The following is a 26,989-nucleotide window of genomic DNA, read 5'->3' as shown; positions in this document are numbered from 1 at the left end:
ATGTAGGCCTGTCGGCTCCCGGTGGTCAATGACTTTTGTATCGACTAGTATTTATATCGTCAGGCAGGAGGATTCACATGGCACAGATGGGGCGCCCACGCACATTCGATCGGCAAGCAGCACTGGAGCAGGCCATGCATTTGTTCTGGGAGCACGGCTACGAAGCCACGTCCTTGAGTCAGCTGAAGGCAGGTATTGCCGGCGGCATTTCAGCGCCCAGCTTCTACGCCGCGTTCGGCTCCAAGGAGGCGCTCTACAACGAGGTGATGGCGCTGTATCTGCAGACCCATGGCAGGGTGACCGAAAGCCTGTTCGATGACACGCTGCCGCCCCGCGAGGCCATCGAACTGGCGTTGCGGCGTTCGTCCAAAATGCAGTGCGAAGCGGGCCATCCACGCGGCTGCATGGTGGCCCTTGGGGTGATTGGCGTATGCACGCCTCAGGACGGCGCGACGCTGCCGAGCGAGAATCGCCAGCGCACGCGAGAAGGTATTCGTGCCTGTATCGAGCGGGCCATCGCCGATGGCGAGCTGGCCGGCGATACCGATGTTCAGGCACTCACATCGGCTTACGACAGTTTTCTGCTGGGGCTTTCCACTCTGGCCCGTGACGGCATCGAGCATTCAGCGCTGGATGCCGCGGTGACCCAGATCATGAAACTGTGGGACGGCTGCCGTCGCTAGCGCCGGTACATAGCCGCTACCGTTATTCGATACTGCGATCGATACGGGCTATCTCCCGGACGGAAAGTGGCCGCCAGTCATCTTCGCCGATGCCGTAATCTTCAAAGGTGCCGTCGAGCGCTTCTTCGAGCGACAGCCACAGGTGGTCGCCTTCAAACTGACCGCTGGCGAAGTCGGTGTAGCGCAGTTCCAGGTAGACCACGTCGTCGTCTTCGCTAAGCAGCGCGAACAGCACGATAGCCGTTACGTCCGGGCGCTCAGGGCAGGGTTTGCGGCATTCGGCGAACAGGTAGTGCAGCGTTGGCAGGTCGCTCATGGGCAGCTTCATCGGGAGGAAGCCTGATCGTATCGCAAATGAGGCCTGGAAGGGCAGGCCCAGCCAATGGCTGGGCCGCCTCGCGTTCAGTCGCGCTCGAGCAGCAGCGCCACACCCTGGCCGCCGCCGATGCACAGGGTCGCCAGGCCTCTCCTGGCATCGCGCTTGAGCATTTCGTGGAGCAGGGTGACCAGCACCCGGCAGCCGGATGCGCCAATCGGGTGACCGAGGGCGATGGCGCCGCCGTTGACGTTGACCTTGTCGGCATCCCAGCCCAGCTCCTTGCCGACCGACAGCGCCTGGGCGGCGAAGGCTTCGTTGGCTTCGATCAGGTCCAGCTGATCCAGCGTCCAGCCGGCTTTCTCCAGGCTGCGGCGGGTGGCTGATACCGGGCCGATGCCCATGATCGCCGGGTCGACGCCAGCGTTGGCGTAAGCTTTGATCCGCGCCAGCACCGGCAGGCCGAGCGCCTCGGCCTTGCTGGCGCTCATCAGCAGCACCGCTGCGGCGCCGTCGTTGAGGCTCGAGGCATTGCCGGCGGTCACGCTGCCGTCCTTCTTGAACGCGGGCTTGAGCTTGCCCAGGGTTTCGGCGGTGGTGCCGGCGCGCGGCTGTTCATCGGTGGCGAAGGCGACAGGCTCGCCCTTGCGCTGGGGAATCAGGATCGGAGTGATCTCGTCGGCGAAGCGCCCGGCCTCGATGGCGGCGACGGCCTTCTGCTGTGAAGCGGCGGCGAAGGCGTCCTGCTCTTCACGGCTGATGGCGTATTTGGCCACCAGGTTCTCGGCAGTGATGCCCATGTGGTAGTCGTTGAAGGCATCCCACAAGCCATCGCTGATCATCGTGTCGACCAGTTGCCCGTGGCCCATGCGCAACCCGGTGCGGGCCTTGGGCAGCACGTAGGGCGCCAGGCTCATGTTCTCCATGCCTCCGGCGATGATCACCTCGGCATCACCGCAGCGGATTGCCTGGGCGCCCAGGTGCAGGGCCTTGAGGCCGGAGCCGCAGACTTTGTTGAGGGTCAGCGCCGGTACCGCGTGGGGCAGGCCAGCCTTGATGGCCGCCTGACGCGCGGTGTTCTGGCCGGCGCCGGCAGTCAGCACATGGCCAAGGATCACTTCGTCGACCTGTGCGCCATCCAGACCGGTCTGCTCGAGCAACCGGCGGATCACCGCGGCGCCCAGATCGGTGGCTGGCACATCGGCCAACGCGCCCTGGAAGCTGCCGATGGCGGTGCGGGTGGCGGCGACGATGACGACTTCTTGCATGACGTTCTCCTGACCAGATGGGCGGATGTTGTTATTGGCCGGTACGATCCTGACGCCGCCTCAGCCGCCATGCAAGTCCAGGCTTTTCGATTGGTTGTATCGATAATGGCGTATGCCGGGCAGCCAGGCTGCGTGCTAGATTCCGGGCGTCTTCAATTCCACCAGGAGCATTCCCATGCCTGAATCCCGTGCAACGGTCACCACCAGACAGGGGCTGCGCTGCCTGACCCGCCTGTGCCGGCACTGGAGCCACAAGTTCCAGGTGAGCTTCGACGAGCAGCGCGGCGAGATCATCTTCGACCCGGCGCGCCTAGTCCTGACCCGTTTCGAGAGTGGCCTGACGGCGGTCATCAAGGCGCCAGACACCGACACGCTCGATCACCTCGAGCCCGTGGTGGCCGACCATATGCAGCGCATGGTGGCCGACGAAACCCTGCAGATCGACTGGCAGCGCTGAGCGTCCTGACGCCTCACTCCCGAGAGCGGCGAACGTGCTGGTAGACTAGGCGGCTTTGAACGCCATCCTGGATCGTCAATGGATCGTCCCGTCTTTCGTCGCACCTTCCTTCACCCGCGGTTCTGGCCGCTGTGGGCCGGGCTCGGCCTGCTGTGGCTGACCGTGCAACTGCCCTACGGCGCGCTGCTGCGTCTGGGCCGTGGCCTGGGCTGGCTGATGTATCACACGGCTGGCTCGCGTCGGCGCATCGCCACGCGCAACCTGGAACTGTGCTTCCCGCACATGCCGGCAGACAAGCGCGAGCGTCTGCTCAAGGAGAATTTCGCCTCCACCGGCATCGCCTTCTTCGAGATGGCCACGAGCTGGTGGTGGCCGCGCCACAAGCTGGCGCGCCTGGCCCACATCGAGGGCATCGAGCATCTGCAGCAGGCCCAGGCGCAAGGGCAGGGCGTGATTCTCATGGCCGTGCACTTCACCACCCTGGAAATCGGCGCCGCCCTGCTCGGCCAGGTGCACACCATCGACGGCATGTACCGTGAGCACCGCAACCCGGTGTTCGATTTCGTGCAGCGTCGCGGCCGCGAACGCCATAACCTGGACGCCACCGCCATCGAGCGCGAGGACGTGCGGGCGATGATCAAGGTGCTGCGCGCCGGCAGGGCGATCTGGTACGCACCGGATCAGGACTACGGCCGCAAGCAGAGCCTGTTCGCGCCGTTGTTCGGCATTCAGGCGGCGACCGTCACGGCCACCACCAAGTTCGCGCGCCTCGGCCGCGCCATCGTGTTGCCGTTCACCCAGATGCGCCTGCCCGATGGCGGCGGCTATCGTTTGACCATCCACCCGCCGCTGAGCGATTTTCCCGGTGAGAACGAAGAGGCCGATTGCCTGCGGGTCAATCAGTGGGTCGAACAGGCCATCGTCACGTGCCCCGAGCAGTATCTGTGGGCGCATCGGCGCTTCAAGACCCGTCCAGAAGGCGAGCCCAGGCTCTACTGACCATCCGAAGCGGAATCGACGCAATGAAGCAGGACGCTAGCGACAACCCGGCCACCACCGGGCTCATCCTTTCCGGCGGTGGCGCACGGGCCGCGTATCAGGTCGGAGTGTTGTCGGCGATCGCCGAGCTGCTGCCCGAGGAGTCGTCGCACAATCCCTTTCCGGTCATCGTCGGCACCTCGGCGGGGGCCATCAACGCCGTCAGCCTGGCCTGTGGGGCGCTGCACTTTCGCGAGGCGGTCAAGCGCCTGAGCAGCGTGTGGCGCAGTTTCCATACCGAGCAGGTGTACCGCAGCGACTGGCCCGGCGTGCTGCGTCAGGCCAGCCGCTTCATCGGCCACAGCATGCTCGGCCTCGGCAAGCAGGTGCCGGTGGCGCTGCTCGACAGCTCGCCGCTGGCCAAGCTGCTCGAACGGGAACTGGATTTCTCCGGCATCGCCGCTGCGGTTCGCCATCGCCAGCTGCGCGCCGTGGCGGTGACCGCGTTCGGTTACGAGTCGGCCCAGGCGGTGACCTTCTATCAGGGCCGCGCGGCCATCGACCCCTGGTTCCGCCATCGTCGGGTCGGCGTGCCGACACGCCTGGCGTTGCCGCACCTGCTGGCCAGCACGGCGATTCCGCTGATCTTCGAACCGGTGAAGATCAACCGCGAGTACTTTGGCGACGGCGCCGTGCGGCAGATGGCGCCGATCAGCCCGGCCCTGCACCTGGGCGCGACCAAGGTGCTGGTGGTGGGGGTCAGCGGCAACCCGGTCGGCAACCAGGCCGGCGGCGCACCGGCGCCGGTACCGGGCGGCGTGCAGCCGAGCCTGGCGCAGATCGCCGGGCACATGCTCAACAGCACCTTCATCGATAACGTGGAAAGCGATATCGAGCTGCTCGAACGCCTCAACCAGCTGGGCCGCCTGGTGCCCGCCGAGCAGCGCAGCCGCACCTATGGGCTGACCCCGGTGGAGGTGCTGGTGATCTCGCCGAGCCAGCCGTTGGACGTGATCGCCGCGCGCCACCGCCGCGAGATGCCGGCGGCGCTGCGCCTGTTCCTGCGTGGCCCTGGGGCGACCCGCGAGGGCGGCGGCGGGGTGCTGAGCTACCTGCTGTTCGAGCCGGGCTACTGCAGCGAGCTGATCGAACTGGGCTACCAGGACGCCATCGCCAAGAAGGCGCAGATCCAGGCGTTTCTCGGTCTGGTGCCTGCTACTACGGGGTGAACCGTCGAACCTGGGTATCGCTTCGCTCAACCCAGGCTGCCTATCTGACTGCACAGGCTTTCAGCCAAACCGTTCCAGCTGCATTTCCTGCAAGCGGCTCAGGGTGCGGCGAAAGGCGAAGGCCAGATAGCCTTCGGTATACAGCGCCTCCAGCGGCACGGCGGCTTCCACGTACAGCGGCACGCGACGGTCGTAGCACTCGTCCACCAGGGCGATGAAGCGGCGCACGGCATTGTCGTGAATCGACAGCGCCGGCAGCTGGCGGTCGCCGGCTGCCACCCGTTCGGCGGCGTCTTCGGTGCCGCGGGCGATCTTCGCCGGGCGCTGCTGGGCGCTGAGGGCCGGTACGCCGCCCAGCACGATGGCCTTGAAACGATCACAGAGCAGGATGAAGTCCCCGGTCGCCAGCGGTTGCTCGCAAAGCTGGTCGAACCCACCGTGCAGCACCCGTTCGCTGTGGTCGTGCACGGTGATCCGACGATGGCCGACCTGCAGCGGCTCGTGGCTGACCGGCTCGCCCTGGCGCAGTGCCGCCAGTAGCGCGGGCAGGGCGCTCGGCTGGCCGGCTTGGCGCAGCCAATAGCGCTGGTGCCGTTGGCCGGGGTGCTGGCGATGATCCTGGCTGCCGTCCACCGCCACCACCTGCATGTGCTGCAGCAGGGCGTCGATGGCGGGCAGGAAGCGCTCGCGGTTATGGCCGCCAGCGTACAGCTGCTCCGGCGGCTGGTTGGAAGTGGCGACCAGCACCACGCCCTCGTCGAACAGCGAACGAAACAGCCGCCCGAGCAGCATGGCGTCGCCGATGTCGCTGACGAACAGTTCGTCGAAGCACAGCACGTGAATCTCCGCCGCCAGTTCCCGGGCCAGCACCTGCAGGGGCTCGGCAGTGCCAGTCAGCTCGAACAGGCGGCGGTGCACCCAGCCCATGAAGTGATGGAAGTGCTGGCGCCGGGCGGGCACCTGCAATACTCCATGAAAGCTGTTCATCAGCCAGGTCTTGCCACGCCCCACCGGGCCCCAGAGATAGACGCCCTGGGGCAAGGCACCGCGCTGCAGGGCTTCGTAGCAGCGCTGTAATTGTTCGACCGCGTGCTGCTGGGCGGCATCACTGACGAAGCCCTGCTGTTCGACGGCCAGGCGGTACGCCTCGAGCGGCGTGCGGGTGTGGATATTCATGCGTCGGGCGCCTGGAAGATGGCTTCGATAGGGTGTTCGAACAGCCGGGCGATCTTGAAGGCCAGGGGCAGGCTAGGGTCGTAGCGGCCGGTCTCGATGGCATTCACCGTCTGCCGGGAGACGCCCAGGCGTTCACCCAGCTCGGCCTGGGACAAGCCCTGGTCATTGCGCAACTCGCGCACCCGGTTGATCACCGGTAGCGCCTCCAGCCCAGCCACGCGCCAAGCGCCCACAGGGATGCCAGCACGGGCCAGACGAAGAACATCGACAGACGCGGAAAGCCGGCGGTCTCCAGAAAACCGTAGCTGAAGGTGATCAGCGCGGTACCGACGAAGGCGATGGCCAGCGCTTCGAAGTGAATGCTACGAGCCAGTTCATCGAGTTGGCGAACCTGGGCCACGACGGTTACGGCCACTGCGATCAAGGGCGGCACGGGAAGCAGTGCGCAGAGTGTGCGCAGGCCGCCTTCGGGCAGGTTGACGAGCAGCAGGGCGCTGACCACCACAGCCGTAGCGTAGGCCGCCATGGTCAGGGTGAAGTGGAGGATGAAACGACGGTTAGTGGGCACGAGAGACTACCTGAATGGAAAGCGTGCTTTACATTAGGCATTACGGTGGAGTGAGTCAAGTAAGCTTTACATCGGTCGATCAGCGTCCGTCCACGACACGACCTGCCAGCGCGAGCGAGCCACGTGATTGGTGCGCTGACAGGGGGCTGTACACGGCGCTTTCCGTGTCCTGAATATCGCCAGGAGTCCGCGACGTCTGCGGCGAGTCGGTGCCCATGGCCTGCAAAACGTCCATGGCCTTGTTGGCCAGTCAGCGCAAGGGCCGGTGAGACAGCGCGGCCCGATCACTGCTCTCGGGACGCCAACTACCGATCCCCAGGCACGCCCGCGGTCTTCCAGTCAGGCCGCGGTGCGTTCGAGGGTTTTGCGACAGTGCGCCAGGGCATCGCGAACCATGAAGTTGACCAGGGTTGGCGACACCCCCAGTTCTTCGGCGATGTCCTTTTGCTGCATGCCGTGCAGGCGGTACATCTCGAACGCATAGCGGGTGCGAGCGGGCAGTTCGCCGAGGGCGGCGTCGATCAGGCCGAGGGTTTCCCTGTGCAGGCTGGTGCTCTCCGGGGTGTCCGAGTGAACGGCCGCGTTGAGGCCTTCCTCTTCCGACCCGGTGTACTTCTGCTCCATCGCCTGCTTGCGATAATGATCGATCGCCAGGTTGCGTACGATTCTGAATACGTAGCTCATCTGGGCTTTCAGCGGCAGGCTGATGCGACTCGTTCCCGCCAGTCTCAGGTAGGCGTCCTGTACCACATCCTCGGCCCTGCTATGACAACCGGTGATGCGTGCCGCGGTCTTTACCAGGGTCGAACGGTTATCCATCAACGCTTGCATCAAGGAGGGCGATCCGTTGGAGGAGGGGTCCGCGATTCCGTAATCCTGCATGGTTGTTCCTACACGAAGAGGGGCTGCTGGGCAGGTTGATCCTTCACAACGCGGAGTAAAGTAGGCTTTGTGAGAATGCATGTCAAATACGAATGATTATAATTAATTTTATGCATTGCGGATGCCAAAGTCAGGACCTGGGCACTGATTCAGGGATGACGAACTGACGTGCCGACAATTTAAGCAGCTGCCTACTGCGTCGATGGCCGCGGCGCCTGCCGATAGCCAGATGGCCGAGCCCGGTTAATTTTTCTCGCCAACTATCCGTCATCGAGTGATGAATCTCCGGCTTGCAAGCACGCTCAGTGGTGCGCCTGCGCCGGTCACCAGCGATTAGGTGCAGACATGACGGACACTTTCGAACGCCCGACTTCCATCGCCCAGGCCCTGATGCGGGCGGCGGCCAGCCGGCCCGGACACCTGGCGCTGCGCTTCCTGGGGCAGGAGGGCGAGCAGACCCTGAGCTATGGTCAGCTCGACCGGCAGGTGCGTACCATCGCCGCCGCGCTGGAGCAACGCTGCGTGGCCGGCGAGCGTGCAGTGCTGTTGTTTCCCAGTGGGCCGGACTACGTCGCCGCATTCTTCGCCTGCCTGTATGCCGGGGTGATTGCGGTGCCGGCCTATCCGCCGGAAAGCAGCCAGGCGCACCACCTGCGTCGCCTGCTGTCGATCCTCGACGATGCCGAGCCAGCGCTGATTCTCACCACTGCGGCGCTGGTCGACACCCTGCACGGACAATTGGCCGACAGCGCCGACCTGGTGCCCGAGGTGCTGGCGGTGGATGCGCTGGCGGCCGACGGCGGCGATGCCTGGCAGCCGCCCCAAGTGCAAGCGCAGGCCATCGCGTTTCTGCAGTACACCTCGGGTTCCACCGCAATGCCCAAGGGTGTGCAGGTCAGCCATGCCAACCTGGAAGCCAACGAGTGGCTGATCCGTCAGGGCTATGGCATCGACGAACAGGACGTGATCGTCAGCTGGCTGCCGCTGTACCACGACATGGGGTTGATCGGCGGGCTGCTGCAGGGCATCTACAGCGGCGTGCCGGTGGTGCTGATGTCGCCGCAGTATTTCCTCGAGCGGCCCGTACGCTGGCTGGAGGCCATCAGCCGCTACCGGGGCACGGTCAGCGGCGGGCCGGATTTCGCCTACCGCCTGTGTGTCGAGCGTATTACCGAGAGCAAGTTGGCCGGTCTCGACCTGGGCCACTGGCGGGTGGCCTTTTCCGGTTCCGAGCCGATTCGCCAGGACAGCCTGGCGGCGTTCGCCGAGCGCTTCGTCGCCTGCGGGTTCCGGCCCCAGGCCTACCTGGCCAGCTATGGCCTGGCCGAGGCGACGCTGTTCGTCAGTGGCGGACGCCCGGGGCAGGGCATCGCCGCCTGGTCGGTGGATGGTGCAGCCCTGGCGGCCAATCGTGCCGAGGCAGGCGAGGGCGCCACGCTGATCAGTTGTGGCTGGGAGCAGCCCGAGCACCCGTTGCGCATCGTCGATCCGCAGAGCGGTGCAGGGTTGCCCGACGGCCAGGTTGGCGAGATCTGGTCGAGCGGGCCGAGCGTTGCCCAAGGCTACTGGCGCAACCCGCAGGCCAGTGCCGCCACCTTCGTCGAGCGCGACGGACACACCTGGCTGCGCACCGGTGACCTGGGCGTGCGTCACCAGGGCGAGCTGTTCGTGACCGGGCGGTTGAAGGATTTGCTGATCCTGCGTGGGCAGAACCTCTACCCGCAGGACATCGAGCGCACCGTCGAAGAACGGGTGGTCGAAGTACGGCGCGGGCGGGTGGCGGCCTTCGCGATGGATCAAGACGGGCAGGAAACACTGGGCGTGGCCGCGGAAATCAGCCGCCGCACGGCGCGCCAGGTGCCGACCGGCGAGTTGATCGAGCGTATCCGCCAGGCGGTGGCCGAAGCCCATCAAGAGGCGCCGGCGCTGGTGCTGTTGCTCGAGCCTGGCAGCTTGCCCAGAACCTCCAGCGGCAAGCTGCAGCGCAGTGCCTGCCGCCAGCGCTTGGCGGCGGGCGAACTGGCAGTGCTCGCGCAATCGCATGCCGGGCGAGATGGTGTCGGTACGCTGCAGGTGCCGGCGGCCACTATCGAACAGCGGATCACGGCGCTCTGGTGCGAAACGCTCAAGTGCCAGCGGGTCGATCCCGAGGCGCATTTCTTCGCCCTGGGCGGCAATTCGATCCAGGCCGTGCAACTGATCGCCGAGTTGCGTGACGAGCTGGGCCTGGACATCCAGTTGGGCACGCTCTACGAGGCGCCGACCCTGGCGCGTTTCCTCGCTGCGGTGACCGAGCTTGGCCATCACCGCAGCCCTATCCCGCGGCTGCCGCGCGACGCCGCGCTGCCGCAGTCGGCGGCGCAAAACCGCCTGTGGTTTCTCTGGCAACTGCACCCCGAGAGCGTTGCCTACAACATTCCCGGCGGTCTGCGCTTGCGCGGCGAACTGGATGCGAAGGCCTTGCAGCGCGCCTTCGACACCCTGGTACAGCGTCATGAAGCGCTGCGTACCCGCTTCCTGCAGGAGGGCCTGCAGCGCATCCACGCCGCGGGTGACTGGAGCCTGCTGCGCGAAGACCTGAGCGGCTACCCGGCCGCCGAGCGCGAGAGCCGCGCTCGTGAGATCCAGGAACACGAAGCGCACAGCCGCTTCGATCTGGAACAGGGGCCGCTGTGGCGCATCAAGCTGGTCAGCCTCGACGAGGACGATCACCTGCTGCTGGTGACCCTGCAGCACATCATTGCCGATGGCTGGTCGCTGGGTATTCTGCTCGACGAATTCGCCCGCCTGTATGCCGCCTATGTCCAGGGCCAAGACCTGGCGCTGCCGCCGCTGGCGATCCAGTACGCCGACCACGCCGCCTGGCAGCGCGAGCACCTGGACGGTGCCGAGCAGCAGCGCCAGCTGGACTACTGGCGTGGCGCCCTGGAGGGTGAGCGTGAACCGCTGGCGCTGCCGCTGGATCGCCCGCGCAGTGCCACGGTGTCCGCCGCCGAGCGCCTCAGTCTGCGCCTGGACAAAGCGCTGTGCGATCGCCTGCAGAGCCTGGCGCGCAGCTGCCAGGCGAGCAGTTTCAGCCTGCTGCTGGCAGCCTTCCAGGCGCTGCTGCAGCGTTACACCGGGCAGGCCGACATCCGCGTCGGCGTGCCCAACGCCAATCGGCCGTTGCGGGAAACCCAGGGTCTGATCGGCTTCTTCATCAACACCCAGGTGCTGCGCAGCCGCATCGATTCGCGCGAGGATTTCCACAGCTTGCTGGCCGCCGTCGGCGCCAGCGTGCAGGCGGCCCAGCTCAATCAGGCCATCGGCTACGAGCAGGTCAGCGCCGCCTTGGGCGACGCGGCGGCCTTCGAGGTGATGTTCAATCACCAGCAACGCAACAACGATGCCCTCAAGCGCCTACCCGGGCTGCTTGCCGAGGAACTGCCCTGGCACAGCCGCGAAGCCAAGTGCGACCTGCAGTTGCACAGCGAGGAAGACCCGCAGGGGCGTATTCGCCTGTCGTTCGACTATGCCGTCGAGCTGTTCGACGCCACCACCATCGAGCGCCTGGCCGGGCATTTCGTGGCCCTGCTGGAGCAGGTCTGCGCGCACCCTGGGCAGGCGCTGGGCGACCTGCCACTGCTGGGCGAGGCGGAGCGCCGCCAGTTGCACGACTGGGGCCGCGACCCGCAGCCGCAGCCGGACTGGGCACTGGCCCAGCGGCTGACCCAGCAGGCCGCCGCCAGCCCCGGGCAGATCGCGCTGCTGGCTGGGGAACGGACCCTGAGCTATGCCGAACTGGAGCGCAAGGCCAACGCGCTGGCCTTGCGCCTGCGCGCGCTGGGGATCGGCCCCGAGGTGCGCGTCGGCGTGCTGGCCGAGCGCTCGCTGGAGCTGATGATCGCCCTGGTGGCCATCGTCAAGGCTGGTGGTGCCTACGTGCCGCTGGATCCGGACTACCCCCGCGACCGCCTGCAGTACATGATCGAGGACAGCCAGGTAGCCCTGCTGCTGGGCCAAACGCGGGTCCTGGAGGCGTTCGAGCTGCCCGAGCGACTGGCAACCCTGGCGCTGGACGACGTGGCCGAGGGCGTCGGCGTAGACGCCGGACCGTCGAGCGCGGTGCACGCGCACAACCTCGCCTACGTGATCTACACCTCCGGCTCCACCGGCCTGCCCAAGGCCGTGGGCGTCGGTTACGGCGCGCTGATCGAGCGCCTGCACTGGATGCATGCGCACTATGCCGTCGGCCCCGGCGACGTGCTGCTGCAGAAAGCGCCGCTGAGTTTCGACGTGTCCGTGTGGGAGTGCCTGTTGCCACTGGTCAGCGGCGCACGGCTGGTGCTGGCAGGGCAGGGCGAGCACCGCGATCCGCAGCGGCTGGTGCAGTTGGTGTGCGAGCAGGGCGTGACCCTGCTGCACTTCGTGCCGCCGCTGCTGCAGCTGTTCGTCGACGAGCCTGAGGTTGGCGCCTGCACCAGCCTGCGCCACCTGTTCTCCGGTGGCGAGACGCTGCCGGCCGAACTGTGCCGGCGTATCCACGAGCGCCTGCCGCAGGTGGTCCTGCACAACCGCTACGGGCCGACCGAGAGCGCGATCAACGTGATCCACTGGCGCTGCACCGGCGAAGAGGCGGTGCGGGTGCCGATCGGCCGGCCGTTGAGCAACGTGATCAGCGAGATCCGCGAGGCCGACTGGCAACTGGCCGCGACTGGTGCCCGGGGTGAGCTGTTGCTCGGCGGCAGCGCCCTGGCTCGTGGCTATCTTGGCCAGCCGGCGCTGACCGCCAGCCGCTTCCTGCCCGCCGAAGGCGGTGGACGGCTGTACCGCAGCGGCGACCTGGCGTGCTGGCGAGGTGACGGGGTGCTGGATTATCTGGGGCGCCTCGACGAGCAGGTCAAGCTGCGTGGCGTGCGCATCGAGCTGGACGAGGTCCGCAACGCCATCCTCGCCCAGCCCGGGGTACGCCAGGCTCTGGTGGTGCTCGGCGACGGCCCTGGCGGCGGCCAGTTGCTGGCCTACCTGGTGGTGGCCGGCGAGGAGTCCGCGGCGGCTCTGGCCGAGCGCATTCGTGGCGCCTTGCGCCAGGTCCTGCCCGAGCCGATGCTGCCGGCCCATATCCTGCGCCTGGAGCAGTTCCCCCTGACCCCGAGCGGCAAGCTCGACCGCCGCGCGCTGCCGCAGCCGGATGCCCTGCAGCGGCCCTACCGCGCTCCGGGCAACGACCTGGAGCGTGGCCTGGCGACGATCTGGAGCGAGATCCTCGGTGTGCAGCGGGTCGGCCTTGACGACGATTTCTTCGAGCTGGGCGGCCATTCGCTGCTGGCCACCCGGATCGTCTCCCGGGCGCGCCAGGCGTTCGCCGTCGAGTTGCCATTGCGCAGCCTGTTCGAATCGCGCCGCCTGCAGGACTTCGCCGCCTGGGTGGCGCGTGCGCAGGCCGAGGGCCTGAGCGACAGCCAGGGCGCCATCGCGTTGATCGACCGCAACCAGCGCGTACCGTTGTCCTACTCGCAGCAGCGCATGTGGTTCCTCTGGCAGATGGACCCGCACAGCCCGGCGTACAACGTCGGCGGCATGGCGCGCCTGCGCGGGGTGCTCGACGTCGCCGCCTTCGAACAGGCCCTGCAGGCGCTGATCCAGCGCCACGAGAGCTTGCGCACCACCTTCCCCAGCGCCGACGGTAAACCCTGGCAACGCATCGCCGCACAGTCGGACGTGCGTCTGGAATGGCTGGATCTGTCGGCGCAGAGCGAAGCCGAGCGTGAAGCCGGCATCCAGCGCCTTGCCGAGCAGCAGGCCCACGCGCCCTTCGACCTGGAGCGCGGGCCGCTGCTGCGCGCCTGCCTGGTGAAGTGTGCCGATCGGGAGCACCAGCTGCTGATCACCCTGCACCACATCGTCACCGAAGGCTGGGCCATGGACATCTTCGCCCGCGAGCTGTCGGCACTTTACGCTGCCTTCGTCGACGAGCGCGAGTCGCCGCTGGCACCCCTGCCAGTGCAATATCTGGACTACAGCGCCTGGCACCGGCAGTGGCTGGAGGGCGGCGAGATGCAGCGCCAGCTCGACTATTGGCAGGCCCAGCTGGGCGGCGAGCAGCCGCTGCTGAGCCTGCCTGCCGACCGTCCGCGGCCGGCGGTGCAGAGCCATCGGGGCGAACTGCATCGCTTCGATCTGGATGAGGAGTTGGCGCGGCGGGTGAGCCGCTTCAACAGCGAGCGCGGGCTGACCCTGTTCATGACCGTGACCGCTGCCCTGGCGGCCCTGCTGTACCGCTATGGCGGCCAGGACGACCTGCGCATCGGCGTGCCCCTGGCCAACCGCATCCGTCCGGAGAGCGAAGGGCTGATCGGCGCGTTCCTCAACACCCAGGTGCTGCGTATCCGGCCCAATGGGCAGATGCGCGTCAGCGAATTGCTCGAGCAGGTGCGCCAGGTCGCCATCGATGGCCAGTCGTACCAGGACATTCCCTTCGACCACCTGGTCGAGGCCCTGCACCCTGAACGCAGCGCCGCCTTCAACCCGCTGTTCCAGGTCATGTGCAACGTGCAGCGCTGGGAGTTCCAGCAGCAGCGCGAGCTGGCCGGCGGCCTGCAGGTCGACTACCTGGTCAACGATGCACGCGCCACCAAGTTCGACCTCAACCTGGAGGTCACCGACTTCGACGCGCACCTGCGTTGCTGCCTGACCTACAGCACCGACCTGTTCGACGGCGCCCGCATCGCGGCCATGGCCGAGCACTGGCAGCGGCTGTTGCGCGCCATGCTCGACACGCCGGATGCGCACCTCAGTGAGCTGCCGCTGCAGGGTGACGGCGAGCGCCAGGCGCTGCTGGACAATGGCCGTGGCATCGCCGCTGGCGCGCCACCGGCCAGTGTGCAGGCGCTGTTCCAGCGCCAGGTGCTGGCGACGCCGGATGGCCGGGCGCTGACCTGCGCCGGCCAGTCGCTGAGCTACGCCGAACTCAATGTCCGCGCCAACCGCCTGGCCCACCGCCTGATCGAGCTGGGCGTCGGCCCGGAGGTGCGGGTCGGCCTGGCCCTGCGCCGTTCGCTGGACATGGTGGTCGGCCTGCTGGCGGTGCTCAAGGCCGGGGGCGCCTATGTGCCGCTGGACCCGGAGTACCCGTCGCAGCGCCTGCGCTACATGGTCGAGGACAGCGGCATCGGCGTGCTGCTCGGGCATGACGCGCTGTTCGACCAGTTGGCGCCGCTGCCCGATTCGCTGCAGGCCTGGAGCCTCGAGCAGGACGGCCCGGCCCTGGCGGCCTACCCGAGCGCTGACCCGGCCGAGCGCAGCCTGCCCGGACACCTGGCCTACCTGATCTACACCTCCGGCTCCACCGGCCTGCCCAAGGGCGTGGCCGTGGCCCAGGGGCCGCTGGCCATGCACCTGCAGGCGGTGGGCGAGCTGTTCGGCACCACCCCGGCCGACTGCGAGCTGCATTTCTATTCGATCAACTTCGACGCGGCCAGCGAGCGCCTGCTGGTGCCGCTGCTGTTCGGCGCCGAGGTGGTGCTGCGTGAGCAGGGGCAGTGGGACGCCGAGTCGATCTGCGGCCTTATCCGTACCCACGGTATCAACGTACTCGGCTTCACCCCCAGCTACGGCGGGCAACTGGCGCAATGGCTGCGCAGCCGCGACGAACGCTTGCCGGTGCGTCTGATCATCACCGGCGGCGAGGCGCTGACCGCGGAACACCTGCATGGCCTGCGCGAGCGCTTCGCCCCGCAGGCGGTGATCAACGCCTACGGGCCGACCGAGACGGTGGTCATGCCGACCGCCTGCATCGCGCCCGCCGAGCTGCCGGAAGGCCTGGGCAGCGTGCCGATCGGGCGGGTGGTCGGCGACCGCGGCCTGTACGTGCTGGACGCCGACCTGGCGCTGGTGCCGGCCGGTGCCAGCGGCGAACTGTATGTCGGCGGCTACGGCCTGGCCCGCGGTTACCTGGGTCGCGCCGGGCTGAGTGCCGAGCGTTTCGTGGCCGATCCCTTCACCGACCAGGGCGGGCGCCTGTACCGCACCGGCGACCTGGTGCGCCAGGGCCGTGACGGGCAACTGGAATACCTGGGGCGTATCGACCAGCAGGTCAAGGTGCGGGGCTTCCGCATCGAGCTGGGCGAGGTCGAGGCCAGCCTGCTGGCCCACGAGCAGGTGCGCGAGGCCGTGGTGCTGGCGCTGGACGGGCCGTCCGGCAAGCAACTGGTCGGCTACCTGCTGGCCGAGGAGGGCGTTGCGGCCCGCGAGCTGGTCGACGCGCTCAAGAGTCGGCTGCACGCGGCCTTGCCGGAGCATATGGTGCCCGCCCACCTGCTGGTGCTGGAGCGCTTCCCGCTGACCGCCAACGGCAAGCTCGACCGCCGTGCCCTGCCGCAGCCGGATCTCAGTGCCGCGCAGAACCACTATCAAGCACCGCGCAATGCCGTGGAACAGAGCCTGGCCGAGGTCTGGCAGGCGGTACTGGGGGTGGCGCGCATCGGCATCGACGACAACTTCTTCGCCCTGGGCGGCGATTCGATCCTGTCGATTCAGGTGGTCAGCCGGGCCCGCCAGGCCGGCGTGCATTTCAGCGCCAAGGACTTGTTTCTGCACCAGACCGTGCGCACCCTTGCTGCTGCTGCACGACAGAGTGAGTGCCTGAGCGTCGACCAGGGACCGGTGTTGGGCGAGACGGCCCTGACGCCGATCCAGCACTGGTTCTTCGAGCAGCGCCACGGCGACCCGCAGCACTGGAACCAGTCGCTGCTGCTGCAGGCGGCCGCGCCCCTGCAGGCCACCCTGCTGGAGCAGGCCTTGCAGACCCTGGCCAGTCACCACGATGCCTTGCGCCTGCGCTTCACGGCAGCGGGTGGCGCCGAATTCGTCGCCCATGAGCCGAGCCAGGCCCTGCTCTGGGTGCGTGAGGCCGACGACGACCAGCGCCTGGCGCTGTTCGAACAGGCGCAGCGCAGCCTCGACCTGCAACAGGGGCCATTGCTGCGCGCCGTGTTGGTGCCCGGCGTGCAGCCACGGCTATTGATCGCCGTGCATCATCTGGCGGTGGATGGCGTGTCGTGGCGGGTGCTGTTGGAGGACCTGCAGAATGTCTATCGCCAGCTGGAGAGTGGCGAGGCGCCCGGCTTGCCGGCCAAGACCCATTCGCTGCGCGACTGGGCGGCGCGCCTGCAGGCCTATGCCGGCAGCGAATCGCTGCGCGAAGAGCTGGGCTGGTGGCAGGCCCAGTTGCAGGGCGCCGATGACAACCTGCCGCTGGACGGTGCCGGCCAGCCGAACCTGGAGCGCGACGCGTGCCGGGTCAGCCTGACCCTGGACGCCGAGACCACGCGGCAGTTGCTGCAGCAGGCGCCCCAGGCCTACCGGACGCGGATCGACGACCTGCTGCTGACCGCCCTGGCGCGCACCCTGTGCGCCTGGACCGGCTCCGACGCGGCGTTGGTGCAACTGGAAGGCCATGGCCGCGAGGCGCTGTTCGACGACATCGACCTGAGCCGCACCTTGGGCTGGTTCACCAGTGCCTACCCGGTGCGCCTGGTGCCTGCCGACGACCTCGGCGGCAGCCTCAAGGCGATCAAGGAACAGTTGCGCGCGGTGCCGCACAAGGGCCTGGGCCACGGCGTGCTGCGCTACCTGGCCGACGAGCCGAGCCGCGCCGCCATGGCCGTGCTGCCCGAGGCGCGGGTCACCTTCAACTACCTGGGCCAGTTCGACCAGGGTTTCGCCGCCGATGCCTTGCTGCGCCCGCTGCAGGAGCCGGGCGGGGCCCAGCATGCCAGCGAGGCGACACTGCCGAACTGGCTGAGTGTCGACAGCCAGGTGTATGGCGGTGAGCTGAGCCTGCGCTGGACCTTCAGCGACAGGCTGTTCCAGCGCGACACCATCGAGCGCCTGGCAGAGCGTTACGCGGCCGAGCTGCGCGCCCTGGTCGAGCATTGTCTGACGCCTCAAGCGGGCGGGGTGACCCCGTCGGACTTCCCGCTGGCGCGCCTCGAACAGGCGCAGCTCGATGCACTGCCGCTGGCGTTCGACGCCATCGACGACCTCTACCCGCTGACGCCGATGCAGGAAGGCCTGCTGCTGCACACTCTGCTCGAGTCCGGCACCGGCATCTACTTCATGCAGGACCGCTACAGCATCGACAGCGCGCTGGACGTGGAGCGCTTCGAGCGCGCCTGGCGCCTGGTGGTCGCCCGTCATGAAGCGCTGCGCGCCTCCTTCGTCTGGAACGCCGGCGAGCAGATGCTGCAGATCATCCACCGCGGCGATGGCGACGGCGTGCAATTCCTCGACTGGAGCGCGCTGCCGCAAGACGGGCACGAAGCCCGTTTGCAGCAACTGCTCGAAGACGAGCGTCTGGCCGGCTTCGACCTGTTGCAGCGCCCGCCGTTGCGCCTGCGCCTGATCCGCCTGGCCCATGACCGCCACTGGTTCATCATGAGCAACCACCACATCCTCATCGATGCCTGGTGCCGCTCGATCATGATGGGCGATTTCTTCGCCTTCTATCAGGCCCTCGGCGAAGGCCGCGAGGCCGACCTGACGCCGGCACCGCGCTACCGCGAGTTCATCGCCTGGCTGCACCACCAGGGCCTGCAACAGTCCCGCGACTACTGGCGCCAGGCCCTGGCCGGCTTCGAGCGGCCCACGCTCATCCCCAGCGACCGGCCGATCCGCCACGACAACGGCGGCATGCAGGTCGGCGACCTGTACAGTCGCCTGTCGGTGGAGCAGGGCGTGCGCCTGCGCGACCTGGCGCAGCGCCATCAGTTGACCGTCAACACCTTCGCTCAGGCGGCCTGGGCCCTGGTGCTGCGCCGCTACAGCGGCGACCGCGACGTGTTGTTCGGCGTCACCGTGGCCGGGCGCCCGGCCAGCCTGCCGCAGATGCAGCACTGCGTCGGCCTGTTCATCAACAGCATCGCGCTGCGGGTGCCCATGCCGGCGGCCGGCGAGCGCCTCGGCGTGCGTCAGTGGCTGCAGCAGCTGTTCGAGCGCAACCTGGAACTGCGCGAGCACGAGCACCTGCCGCTGGTGGACATCCAGGCCTGCAGCGAACTACCCAACGGCCAGCCGCTGTTCGACAGCCTGTTCGTGTTCGAGAACGCGCCGGTGGACGCCGGCGTGCTGCAGGGCGCCGAGGGCCTCAAGGCCCGCTCCGGGTCTGGCCGCACCCATACCAACTATCCGCTGACGGTGGTCTGCTACCCGGGCGACGACCTCGGCCTGCACCTGTCCTACGACCGCCGCTTCTTCGATGAGGCAACCGTGCAGCGCCTGCTCGGCGACTTCCAGCGTCTGCTGCTGGCCCTGGTCGACGGTTTCGAGGGCGACGTCGCCGAGCTGCCGCTACTGGCCGAGGACGAACGGCATTTCCTGCTCGAACAGTGCAACCAGAGTGCCCGCCACTACCCACTGGAGCAGGGCTATGCGCCGTTGTTCGAGGCGCAGGTGGCGGCCCATCCGCAGCGTATCGCCGCCGCCTGCCAGGGCGAGCATTGGAGCTATGCCGAGCTCGACCGGCGCGCCAATCGCCTGGCCCATGGGCTGCTCGCGGCCGGCGTGCAACCAGACCAGCCGGTGGCCCTGCTGGCCGAACGTTCGCTGGCCCTGCTGGGCATGATCAACGGCACCTTCAAGGCCGCCGCCGGCTACTTGCCGCTGGATCCGGCGCACCCGCGCCAGCGCCTGGCCCAGGTGGTCGAAACCAGCGGCACGAGCGTGCTGGTCTGCAGCGCCGCTTGCCGCGAGCTGGCCGAGGAACTGCTCGATGAACTCGGCTGCGCTGGTGGACGCCCACGCCTGCTCGTTTGGGAGGAGGTGCAGCGCAGTGACGTCGAGCACAGCAGCCCGGGGCTCGCCGTCAGCGGCCAGCACCTGGCCTATGTGATCTACACCTCCGGCTCCACCGGTGTGCCCAAGGGCGTGGCGGTGCATCAGGCGGGCATGCTCAACAACCAGTTGAGCAAGCTGCCTTACTTCGGCCTGGACGAGCAGGCGGTGATCGCCCAAACCGCCTCGCAGAGCTTCGACATCTCGGTCTGGCAGTTCCTCGCCGCCGGTTTGTGCGGGGCGCGGGTCGAGATCGTCCCGGACGTGATCGCCCATGACCCGTCAGCTCTGCTGCGCCACGTGCGCGACAGTGGCATCAGCGTGCTGGAAAGTGTGCCGTCGCTGATCCAGGGCCTGCTCGCCGAGCCGCCGGCCGAGCTGGGCCGGCTGCGCTGGTTGCTGCCCACTGGCGAAGCCATGCCGCCTGAGTTGGCCCGCCAGTGGCTGGCGCGCTACCCGGGGATCGGCATGGTCAACGCTTATGGCCCGGCCGAGTGCGCCGACGACGTGGCGCTGTACCCGGTCGACACTGCCTCTTGCACCAGCAGCTACCTGCCGATCGGTACGCCGACCGACAATAACCGCCTGTACCTGCTGGACGACGAACTGCGGCCGGTGGCCGCTCGGGCCCAGGGCGAGTTGTTCATCGCCGGCACCGGCGTAGGGCGTGGCTACCTCGGCGATCCAAAACGCACCGCCGCCAGCTACCTGCCCGACCCGTTCGGGGCGGCGGGTCAGCGCCTGTACCGCAGTGGCGACCTGGCCCGGCGCCGTGACGATGGGGTACTGGAGTACGTCGGGCGTGTCGACCATCAGGTGAAGATCCGTGGTTACCGCATCGAACTGGGCGAAATCGAGGCGCGCCTGCGTCAGCGCGCGGATATCCGTGACGCCGCCGTGGCCACTCAGCAGACCGCCAGTGGCCACTACCTGGTGGGCTACGTGGTGGCGCGCGACGAAGCGCCGGACTTCGAGGCGATCAAGGCGCAGCTGGCCCTGCATCTGCCCGAGTACATGGTGCCGCGCCACTGGCAGGCGCTGCAGAGCCTGCCGCTCAATCCCAATGGCAAGCTCGATCGCAAGGCCTTGCCTGCCATGGCGTTCAGCGCCAGCCAGGCATACCAGGCCCCGGTCGGCGAGCTGGAGAGCACCCTGGCGCGGATCTGGGGTGAAGTGCTGGGCGCCGAGCGGGTCGGCGCCACCGACAACTTCTTCGACCTCGGCGGCCACTCCCTGCTGGCCACTCAGATCGCCTCGCGGGTACAGCAGGCCCTGCAGCGCAGCGTACCGCTGCGGGCGATGTTCGAGTGCAGCACGGTACGCGAACTGGCCCTGCACATCGAAGGGCTCGAGGGCGCGGCGCTGAACGAGCAGAAGGTCGAGCGGATCGACGACCTGATGGCGCGGCTGGAGGCGTTGTGACGGCGGGTGCTTGTGCATCGATGCAACGGCACAGGCACCGCCATGCCCGGAGCAAAGCCTTCTGGTTGTTCTTGGACGAAAGTGAAAGTAACCCCCAAAAAAAGCGGAAAAGTGACGCGTGAGCGCCCGTTCAGCAGGCGGGCTCACACCGTAGGTACTACAGGTAAGAGAACCAGGCTTTTCACCCTATTCAGGAGCGTCACCATGAGCACAGCGTTAGCCGAAAGCCCGGGCACGACCCAGGACGAGGACAAGGACTACCAGTTCGCCGAGCACCCCATACTTAGCCGGCAGAAGCAGCAGGAATCCAATGCCCGCAGCTACCCTCGGCGCATCCCCCTGGCGCTCAAGCGGGCCCGCGGCATCCATGTCGAGGACGTCGAAGGGCGGGTGTTCATCGATTGCCTGGCCGGCGCGGGCACCCTGGCCCTGGGCCATAACCATGCGGTAGTCACCGAGGCGATCCGCCAAGTGCTCGACGACGAACTGCCGCTGCACACCCTGGATCTGAGTACGCCGGTCAAGGATCGCTTCGTCCAAGACCTGTTCGCCGTGCTGCCGCCGGCCTTCGCTGCCAAGGCGAAGATCCAGTTCACCGGGCCGACCGGCACCGATGCCGTGGAAGCCGCCCTGAAGCTGGTGCGCATCGCCACCGGGCGCAGCACCGTGCTGGCTTTCCATGGCGGTTACCACGGCATGAGCCAGGGCGCGCTGAGCCTGATGGGCAACCTCAAGGCCAAGAACCCCCTTGGCTCGCTGCTCAGCCACGGCGTGCAGTTCATGCCGTTTCCCTACGATTACCGCTGCCCCTTCGGTCAGGGCGGCGAAGCCGGGGTGCAGACCAACCTGCACTACCTGGAGAACCTGCTCAGTGACCCAGAGAGCGGGGTGCAGCCACCGGCCGCGGTGATCGTCGAGGTGGTACAGGGCGAGGGCGGGGTGATCCCGGCCGCCAGCAGTTGGCTGCGCGGGGTACGCGAGATCACCAGCCGGCACCATGTACCGTTGATCATCGACGAGATTCAGACCGGTTTCGGCCGTACCGGCAAACTGTTCGCCTTCGAGCATGCCGGGATCGTGCCGGACGTGGTGGTGCTGTCGAAGGCCATCGGCGGCAGCCTGCCGCTGGCGGTGATGGTCTACCAGGACTGGCTCGACAGCTGGCAGCCCGGCGCCCACGCTGGCACCTTCCGTGGCAACCAGATGGCCATGGCCGCCGGCTCGGCGGTAATCCGCTACATCGAGAAGCACGACCTGGTGGCGCATGCCACCGCCATGGGCCAGCGCCTGCGTGGCCACCTGCTCGATCTACAGCGGCGCGTGCCGCAGCTGGGCGACGTACGTGGGCTGGGGCTGATGCTCGGCGTGGAAGTGGTCGACCCCCATGGCCGGGCCGATGCCCAAGGTCACCCCCCGCACAATGGCGCCCTGGCCAGCTGTATCCAGCGCCAGTGCCTCAAGCGTGGGCTGATCCTCGAACTGGGCGGCCGGCATGGCAGCGTGGTGCGCTTCCTGCCGCCGTTGATCATCAGCGCCGAGCAGGTGGACCAGGTGGCGCGGATCTTCGCCCGGGCCGTACAGGCGGCCATCGCCGCGGGCAATGAATAGTCTGGACCAGCCGGTAGCCTGGATTAGCCGCGTAGCGGCGTAATCCGGGTTGCATTCATCCGCGCCGGCGCATTTTCACCCCTGGATTGCCCGGATCAACCCTTCGGCTGATCCAGGCTACGACCGCCGCCGGATCGGTGTCTGGACGGCGGTAATTTTCCCCGCCGTCGGCTCGTCTTGTCAGGTGATAGCCCATGGGGGCTTGGTATTCAAGGAGAAACAGCATGACCTCAGTATTCGACCGCGAAGACATCCTGTTCCAGGTGGTGATCAACCACGAAGAGCAGTACTCCATCTGGCCGGACTACAAGGAAGTCCCGAAAGGCTGGCGCACCGTCGGCAAGAGCGGCTTCAAGAAAGAGTGCCTGGCCTACATCGAGGAAGTCTGGACCGACATGCGCCCGCTCAGCCTGCGCCAGCACATGGAAGAGCAGGCGCGCCAGAAACAGCAGGCCGAGGCCGCTCACTGAGGTTCGTGCCATGACCGCCGTGCAACTCTTCTGCCTGCCCTACTCGGGCGCCAGCGCCATGGTCTACAGCCGTTGGCGCCGCAAGCTGCCCGAATGGCTCAGCGTGCAGCCGGTGGAGCTGCCCGGGCGTGGGGCGCGCCTCGGCGAGCCGCTGCAGACCGACATGCAGGCGCTGGCGCGGCAATTGGCCAGGGAACTGCTGCCGTGCCTGAAAGGGCCCTATGCGCTGTTCGGCCACAGCCTCGGCGCCTTACTGGGACTGGAAATGGCCCATGCCCTGCGTGAACTCGGCGCGCCTGCACCGACCTCACTGTTCGCCTCTGGTACGGCGGCGCCGAGCGAGCGCGATGACTACGCGCGGGGCTTCGCCGACCCGAAGAGCGACGACCAGCTCAAGGAGGAGTTGCGTGAGCTCAACGGCACCCCCCAGGAAGTGTTGGACAACGACGAACTGATGGCCCTGACCTTACCGATCCTACGCGCCGATTTTCGCCTTTGCGACCTCTATGTCCATCGGCAGCGGCCATGCCTGAGTTGCCCGCTGCACGTATTGGGTGGCAAGCAGGACAGGGCGACCCAGGAGCAGCTGATCGCCTGGCAATTGGAAAGCGATGCTAGCTTCTCCCTGGAGATGCTGCCCGGTGGGCACTTCTTCATCCATGAACACGAGACCAAGGTGCTGCGCATCCTGCGTGCCAACCTGGAAGTGGATTTGCGCCGCTACCAGCGAGCCATTGGCCTACCGGCTGCCCAGCAGCAGTTCGCCCGCGCCTGAGAGCGTCGGCTGCTGGCGCGCACGCGGCTGGGGCTTCCACGTCGAGCGACCACGGATAGACGCCGTTCGCACGCGTCGCAACGCGAGGGGTAGCAGCAAGGCGCAAGCGGCCCTTCGGCGGTTAATTGTGGGAGCGCGCCATGCGCGCGAATTCGCGGGCGCGGCCCGCTCCCGCAGGGGGCATCGAAAGGCCGCTTGCGCCGGCGGATTCAATTGGTCGTCGCAAGTAGGCGTTGCGGCCATGGCGCGGGTATCGCCAAGCACCTCACTCCAGGGCGCGGCCCAGTCGCCAGTAGCCCATGAAGGTCAAGGCGCGGCGATCCAGACCCAACTCGCCGACCAGATGGCGACGAATCGCCATGACCGCCGCCGACTCGCCCGCCACCCAGGCATAGAATTCGCTGCCGGCCGGTTTGGCGCGGTCCCAGAGGAACTGCGTATCGATATCTACGTCCTCGATCGTCTGCCGGCCCTTGGCGCGTGTCGCCGAATCCGGCAGCAGCGCCTGTTGCAGGGCGGCGTGGCGCATGCCGGCGCCGTGTTCGAGTGCCAGCTCGTCGCGCACCAGCCAGTTCACCTCGGCGGTGCCTGGCTGGCGCAGTGTCTGGCGATCAGCCGCGTGGGGCACCTCGATGAAGGCCTGCACCGCCGGCGGCTGCGGCCAGTCGGCCAGTGCTTCGAGAATCCCGGCGATCGCCGGCAGCGCCGTCTCGTCACCGATCAGCAGCACGTGGCGAACCCCTGCCGGCGGCTGCCATTCGTAGCCGCCGGGGTCGCCCGTCGACTCGCCATCCGGCGCCACCATCTGCAGGCGGTCACCGGGGCGGGCATGGATGGCCCAGCGCGATGCTGGGCCGTTCTCGCCATGCAGCACGAACTCCACGTCCACCTCCGACTGGGCGCTGCGCAGGCTGCGGATGGTGTAGGTGCGCATCGGCGGTCTTCGCTGCTGCTCCAGGCTGCGCAGGGTCTGGTGCCAGTCGTCGCGGTGTGGCAGTTGCGGCGGGGCGCCATCGGGACCGGGGAACAGCAGCTTGATCCGCTGATCCGGGGCCAGGGTGTTCATCAGGTGTACATCCGCGCCGGTGAAGACGAAGCGGGTCAGCGACGGGCTGACGGTGATGCGCTGTTTCAGCTCTATGTCGAAGATCCGATAGCGGGCCGATTTGGCCAGCCCGGTGCGCTGTGCGAGCTGGCGCAGGTTGCGGGTGACGGTATTGGCGAGAGACATGGCAGGACCTATTGCTGATGATGTTCAGCAAAGAGACGAAGGGGCGCGTGGCAAATACACGCCCGATGCACCGGCGCCAGCCGTGGCCTGGATTGGCCGAGGCGTTATGCGGGCATCACATATCCGCCTCTGCGCTTATCCGTCGCCAGGGTGCAGGAACGGGAACGCTGGAGGCAGGCTGCTTGAAAAGCGAAACCCGGGTAACGCCGCTGCGCGGCTAATCCAGGCTGCGCCATTAGTGCGCCGATCGGCACGAACAGCGGCAGGTTCTTCAATCATTGATGCAGGAGCGAGGCCTTGAGCCGGTTCTTCAGCGGCTTATCGTCACTCCCGAACATCCGCGCGACGTCGCCCAGCGCTCCACTCCCGAATGCGGCTGTACCTCGTAGGCCCGGTTGGCCGAAGCCCAGACGACAGGTCGGCATGGGGGTTGCCAGCAGAGTCGGAGCCTTTCTAATCATTCGTGCAGCATGTCAAGGCGGAACAGGATTTTGTCCAGGTCGATTACAGGGGAAGTTCGGCCACATTCCTGCCTCTATGAGAAGGGCATCCGGCCGTCACGCTCACGGCTGGTGTCCGGGAGCGAGGTGGCTGTGCAATTCTTCAGTGAGGGCGTTCGTCGGGGTTTCAGCTGGGGCCGCGCTGGCCGGCATGGTTGGCTAAATCGCCGCCGTGAGGATTCGTTTGAGTTTCATAGTCACCGCTAGACTGCCAGGAATACGCCCGACATGAATGCCGAACAGACCCTCCAGCTCGCCCGCCGCTTCATCGAACTGTCGCCGGAGAAACGGCGTCTTTTCCTCAATGGGATGCAGGCCGAGGGCATCGATTTCTCCCTTTTGCCGATCCCGGCCGGCGTTACCCGTGACGAGCGCGACGGGCTATCCTACGCCCAGCAGCGGATGTGGTTCCTTTGGCAACTCGATCCGCAGGGCGCCGCCTACAACCTGCCCATGGCCGTGCGCCTGAACGGCGAACTGAACGATGCTGCCCTGCAGGCCGCCTTCGATGGCCTGGTGGCTCGCCACGAGACCCTGCGCAGCCTGTTCGGCGAGCAGGATGGCCAGGTTCGCCAGCGTATCCTCGAGCCGTTCGCGGTGGCCATCGCCCGCCATGACCTGAGCGCTGTTCCTGCCGCAGCGCAAGAGCAGCAGGTGCGTCAGCGCGCCGATGCCGAGGCCCTGGCGCCGTTCGACCTGGCCCAGGGCCCGTTGTTGCGCGTACAGCTGCTGAAGTTGGCCGAGCAGGAACACGTGCTGCTGCTGACTCTGCACCACATCGTCGCCGATGGTTGGTCTTACAACGTCCTGATCGATGAATTCATCCGCCTTTACGATGCAGCCTGCAGTGGCGTCGAGGCCGACCTGCAAGCGCTGCCGATCCAGTATCGCGACTACGCCTTGTGGCAGCGCAGCTGGCTGGAGGCTGGCGAGCAGGAACGCCAGCTGGACTATTGGCGCGGCAAGCTCGGCGGGGATCATGCGCCGCTTGAACTGCCCATCGACCATCCACGGCCGCTGTCGCCGAGCTACCGCGGTGCGCGCCACCAGTTCCAGGTCGCCCCGGCTTTGGCTGAGCGCTTGCGTGGCCTGGCCCGCGAGCAGGGCGTGACGCTGTTCATGGTCCTGCTGGCCGCCTTCAAGGTACTACTGCACCGCTACAGCGGTCAGCAGGCGATCCGCGTCGGCGTGCCGGTGGCCAACCGCAACCGTACCGAGGTCGAAGGGCTGATCGGCTGCTTCATCAACACCCAGGTCTTGCACACGGAGGTCGATCCGCTGATCGACGTAAGGCAACTGCTGCAGCGGGTCAAGGACGCCGCCCTGGGCGCCCAGGCGCACCAGGAACTGCCGTTCGAGCGGTTGGTGGAGGCGCTGGGGCTGGAACGCAGCCTGAGCGTCAGCCCCCTGTTCCAGGTGCTCTACAACCATCAGTCACAAGTGGCGGATGCCGCTGCGATCAAGGGGCGATCCGGCCTGAGCCTGGCGGCGCTGGAGCGTGAGACGCGTATCGCGCAGTTCGACCTGACGCTGGATACCATCGAGCAGGGCGGCAAGCTGTTCGCCGCCTTCGGCTATGCCACCGACCTGCTCGACCGCTCCACCGTGGAGCGCA

16 protein-coding genes (1 of these 16 only partly in view) are annotated in these 26,989 nt (G+C 67.3%); 9 read left to right on the top strand and 7 right to left on the bottom strand.

Annotated elements, in window-relative coordinates; translation table 11 throughout:
- Window positions 1-77: 77 nt before the first annotated feature.
- Entirely contained in the window at window positions 78-683 is a 606-nt protein-coding gene (locus tag BVH03_RS16660) for a TetR/AcrR family transcriptional regulator (protein ID WP_075962202.1), read from the top strand.
- A gap of 22 nt (window positions 684-705) precedes the next feature.
- On the opposite strand, the gene BVH03_RS16655 is transcribed toward BVH03_RS16660, so the two are convergent.
- Both BVH03_RS16655 and BVH03_RS16650 read right to left on the bottom strand, forming a co-directional pair.
- Window positions 706-999 carry a hypothetical protein gene (locus BVH03_RS16655; RefSeq protein WP_256574725.1) on the bottom strand — a complete coding sequence of 98 codons (294 nt, stop codon included), beginning with the start codon at window positions 997-999 and terminating at the stop codon, window positions 706-708.
- 86 nt (window positions 1,000-1,085) lie between these two features.
- Window positions 1,086-2,267, bottom strand: coding sequence for an acetyl-CoA C-acetyltransferase (locus tag BVH03_RS16650; RefSeq protein WP_075962200.1), 1,182 nt, complete (start codon window positions 2,265-2,267; stop codon window positions 1,086-1,088).
- Window positions 2,268-2,442: 175 nt separating this feature from the next.
- Between BVH03_RS16650 and BVH03_RS16645 the strand changes: the two genes are divergently transcribed.
- From BVH03_RS16645 to BVH03_RS16635, 3 genes are all read left to right on the top strand, one after another.
- Window positions 2,443-2,724, top strand: a complete 282-nt coding sequence (locus tag BVH03_RS16645; protein ID WP_075962199.1) for a DUF2218 domain-containing protein — start codon at window positions 2,443-2,445, stop codon at window positions 2,722-2,724.
- Between the two features lie 78 nt (window positions 2,725-2,802).
- Window positions 2,803-3,723 (top strand): lipid A biosynthesis lauroyl acyltransferase, encoded by a 921-nt coding sequence (locus BVH03_RS16640; RefSeq protein WP_075962198.1) that lies wholly within the window; start codon window positions 2,803-2,805, stop codon window positions 3,721-3,723.
- A gap of 23 nt (window positions 3,724-3,746) precedes the next feature.
- Window positions 3,747-4,931 carry a patatin-like phospholipase family protein gene (locus tag BVH03_RS16635; RefSeq protein WP_075962197.1) on the top strand — a complete coding sequence of 395 codons (1,185 nt, stop codon included), beginning with the start codon at window positions 3,747-3,749 and terminating at the stop codon, window positions 4,929-4,931.
- A 60-nt stretch (window positions 4,932-4,991) separates the two neighbouring features.
- Here the strand turns inward: BVH03_RS16635 and zapE are convergent, their stop codons facing one another.
- The 4 genes from zapE to BVH03_RS16615 form a co-directional block, all read right to left on the bottom strand.
- The gene (zapE, locus tag BVH03_RS16630) at window positions 4,992-6,107 is read right to left on the bottom strand and encodes a cell division protein ZapE (RefSeq protein WP_075962196.1); all 1,116 of its coding nucleotides are present in this window, start codon (window positions 6,105-6,107) and stop codon (window positions 4,992-4,994) included.
- Window positions 6,104-6,301, bottom strand: a complete 198-nt coding sequence (locus BVH03_RS16625) for a helix-turn-helix transcriptional regulator (protein ID WP_075962195.1) — start codon at window positions 6,299-6,301, stop codon at window positions 6,104-6,106. Before BVH03_RS16625 ends, zapE begins: the two co-directional genes overlap by 4 nt.
- Window positions 6,298-6,633, bottom strand: coding sequence for a hypothetical protein (locus tag BVH03_RS16620; RefSeq protein WP_075962287.1), 336 nt, complete (start codon window positions 6,631-6,633; stop codon window positions 6,298-6,300). Before BVH03_RS16620 ends, BVH03_RS16625 begins: the two co-directional genes overlap by 4 nt.
- Before the next feature lie 381 nt (window positions 6,634-7,014).
- Window positions 7,015-7,506, bottom strand: a complete 492-nt coding sequence (locus BVH03_RS16615; protein ID WP_075962194.1) for an RNA polymerase factor sigma-70 — start codon at window positions 7,504-7,506, stop codon at window positions 7,015-7,017.
- A gap of 396 nt (window positions 7,507-7,902) precedes the next feature.
- Between BVH03_RS16615 and BVH03_RS16610 the strand changes: the two genes are divergently transcribed.
- The 4 genes from BVH03_RS16610 to BVH03_RS16595 all read left to right on the top strand — a co-directional run bounded on the left by BVH03_RS16610 (window position 7,903) and on the right by BVH03_RS16595 (window position 23,643).
- Window positions 7,903-20,790 (top strand): non-ribosomal peptide synthetase, encoded by a 12,888-nt coding sequence (locus tag BVH03_RS16610; RefSeq protein WP_075962193.1) that lies wholly within the window; start codon window positions 7,903-7,905, stop codon window positions 20,788-20,790.
- A gap of 204 nt (window positions 20,791-20,994) precedes the next feature.
- The gene (locus BVH03_RS16605) at window positions 20,995-22,398 is read left to right on the top strand and encodes an aspartate aminotransferase family protein (RefSeq protein ID WP_075962192.1); all 1,404 of its coding nucleotides are present in this window, start codon (window positions 20,995-20,997) and stop codon (window positions 22,396-22,398) included.
- A 224-nt stretch (window positions 22,399-22,622) separates the two neighbouring features.
- Window positions 22,623-22,868, top strand: coding sequence for an MbtH family protein (locus BVH03_RS16600; protein WP_075962191.1), 246 nt, complete (start codon window positions 22,623-22,625; stop codon window positions 22,866-22,868).
- Window positions 22,869-22,878: 10 nt separating this feature from the next.
- The gene (locus BVH03_RS16595) at window positions 22,879-23,643 is read left to right on the top strand and encodes a thioesterase II family protein (protein ID WP_075962190.1); all 765 of its coding nucleotides are present in this window, start codon (window positions 22,879-22,881) and stop codon (window positions 23,641-23,643) included.
- A 265-nt stretch (window positions 23,644-23,908) separates the two neighbouring features.
- Here the strand turns inward: BVH03_RS16595 and BVH03_RS16590 are convergent, their stop codons facing one another.
- Entirely contained in the window at window positions 23,909-24,874 is a 966-nt protein-coding gene (locus BVH03_RS16590; RefSeq protein WP_075962189.1) for a siderophore-interacting protein, read from the bottom strand.
- A gap of 728 nt (window positions 24,875-25,602) precedes the next feature.
- Between BVH03_RS16590 and BVH03_RS16585 the strand changes: the two genes are divergently transcribed.
- Window positions 25,603-26,989 carry the 5' portion of a non-ribosomal peptide synthetase gene (locus BVH03_RS16585; RefSeq protein WP_075962188.1) on the top strand. The gene runs 10,967 nt beyond the window's last position, so 1,387 of the gene's 12,354 nt are visible here — the first part of the coding sequence; the start codon lies at window positions 25,603-25,605; its stop codon lies beyond the right edge, outside the window.

The organism is Pseudomonas sp. PA15(2017), from assembly GCF_001945395.1.
Lineage (GTDB): Bacteria > Pseudomonadota > Gammaproteobacteria > Pseudomonadales > Pseudomonadaceae > Aquipseudomonas.
Note: the sequence above shows the minus strand (reverse complement) of the source record. Positions and strands in the feature narration are given on the sequence as shown.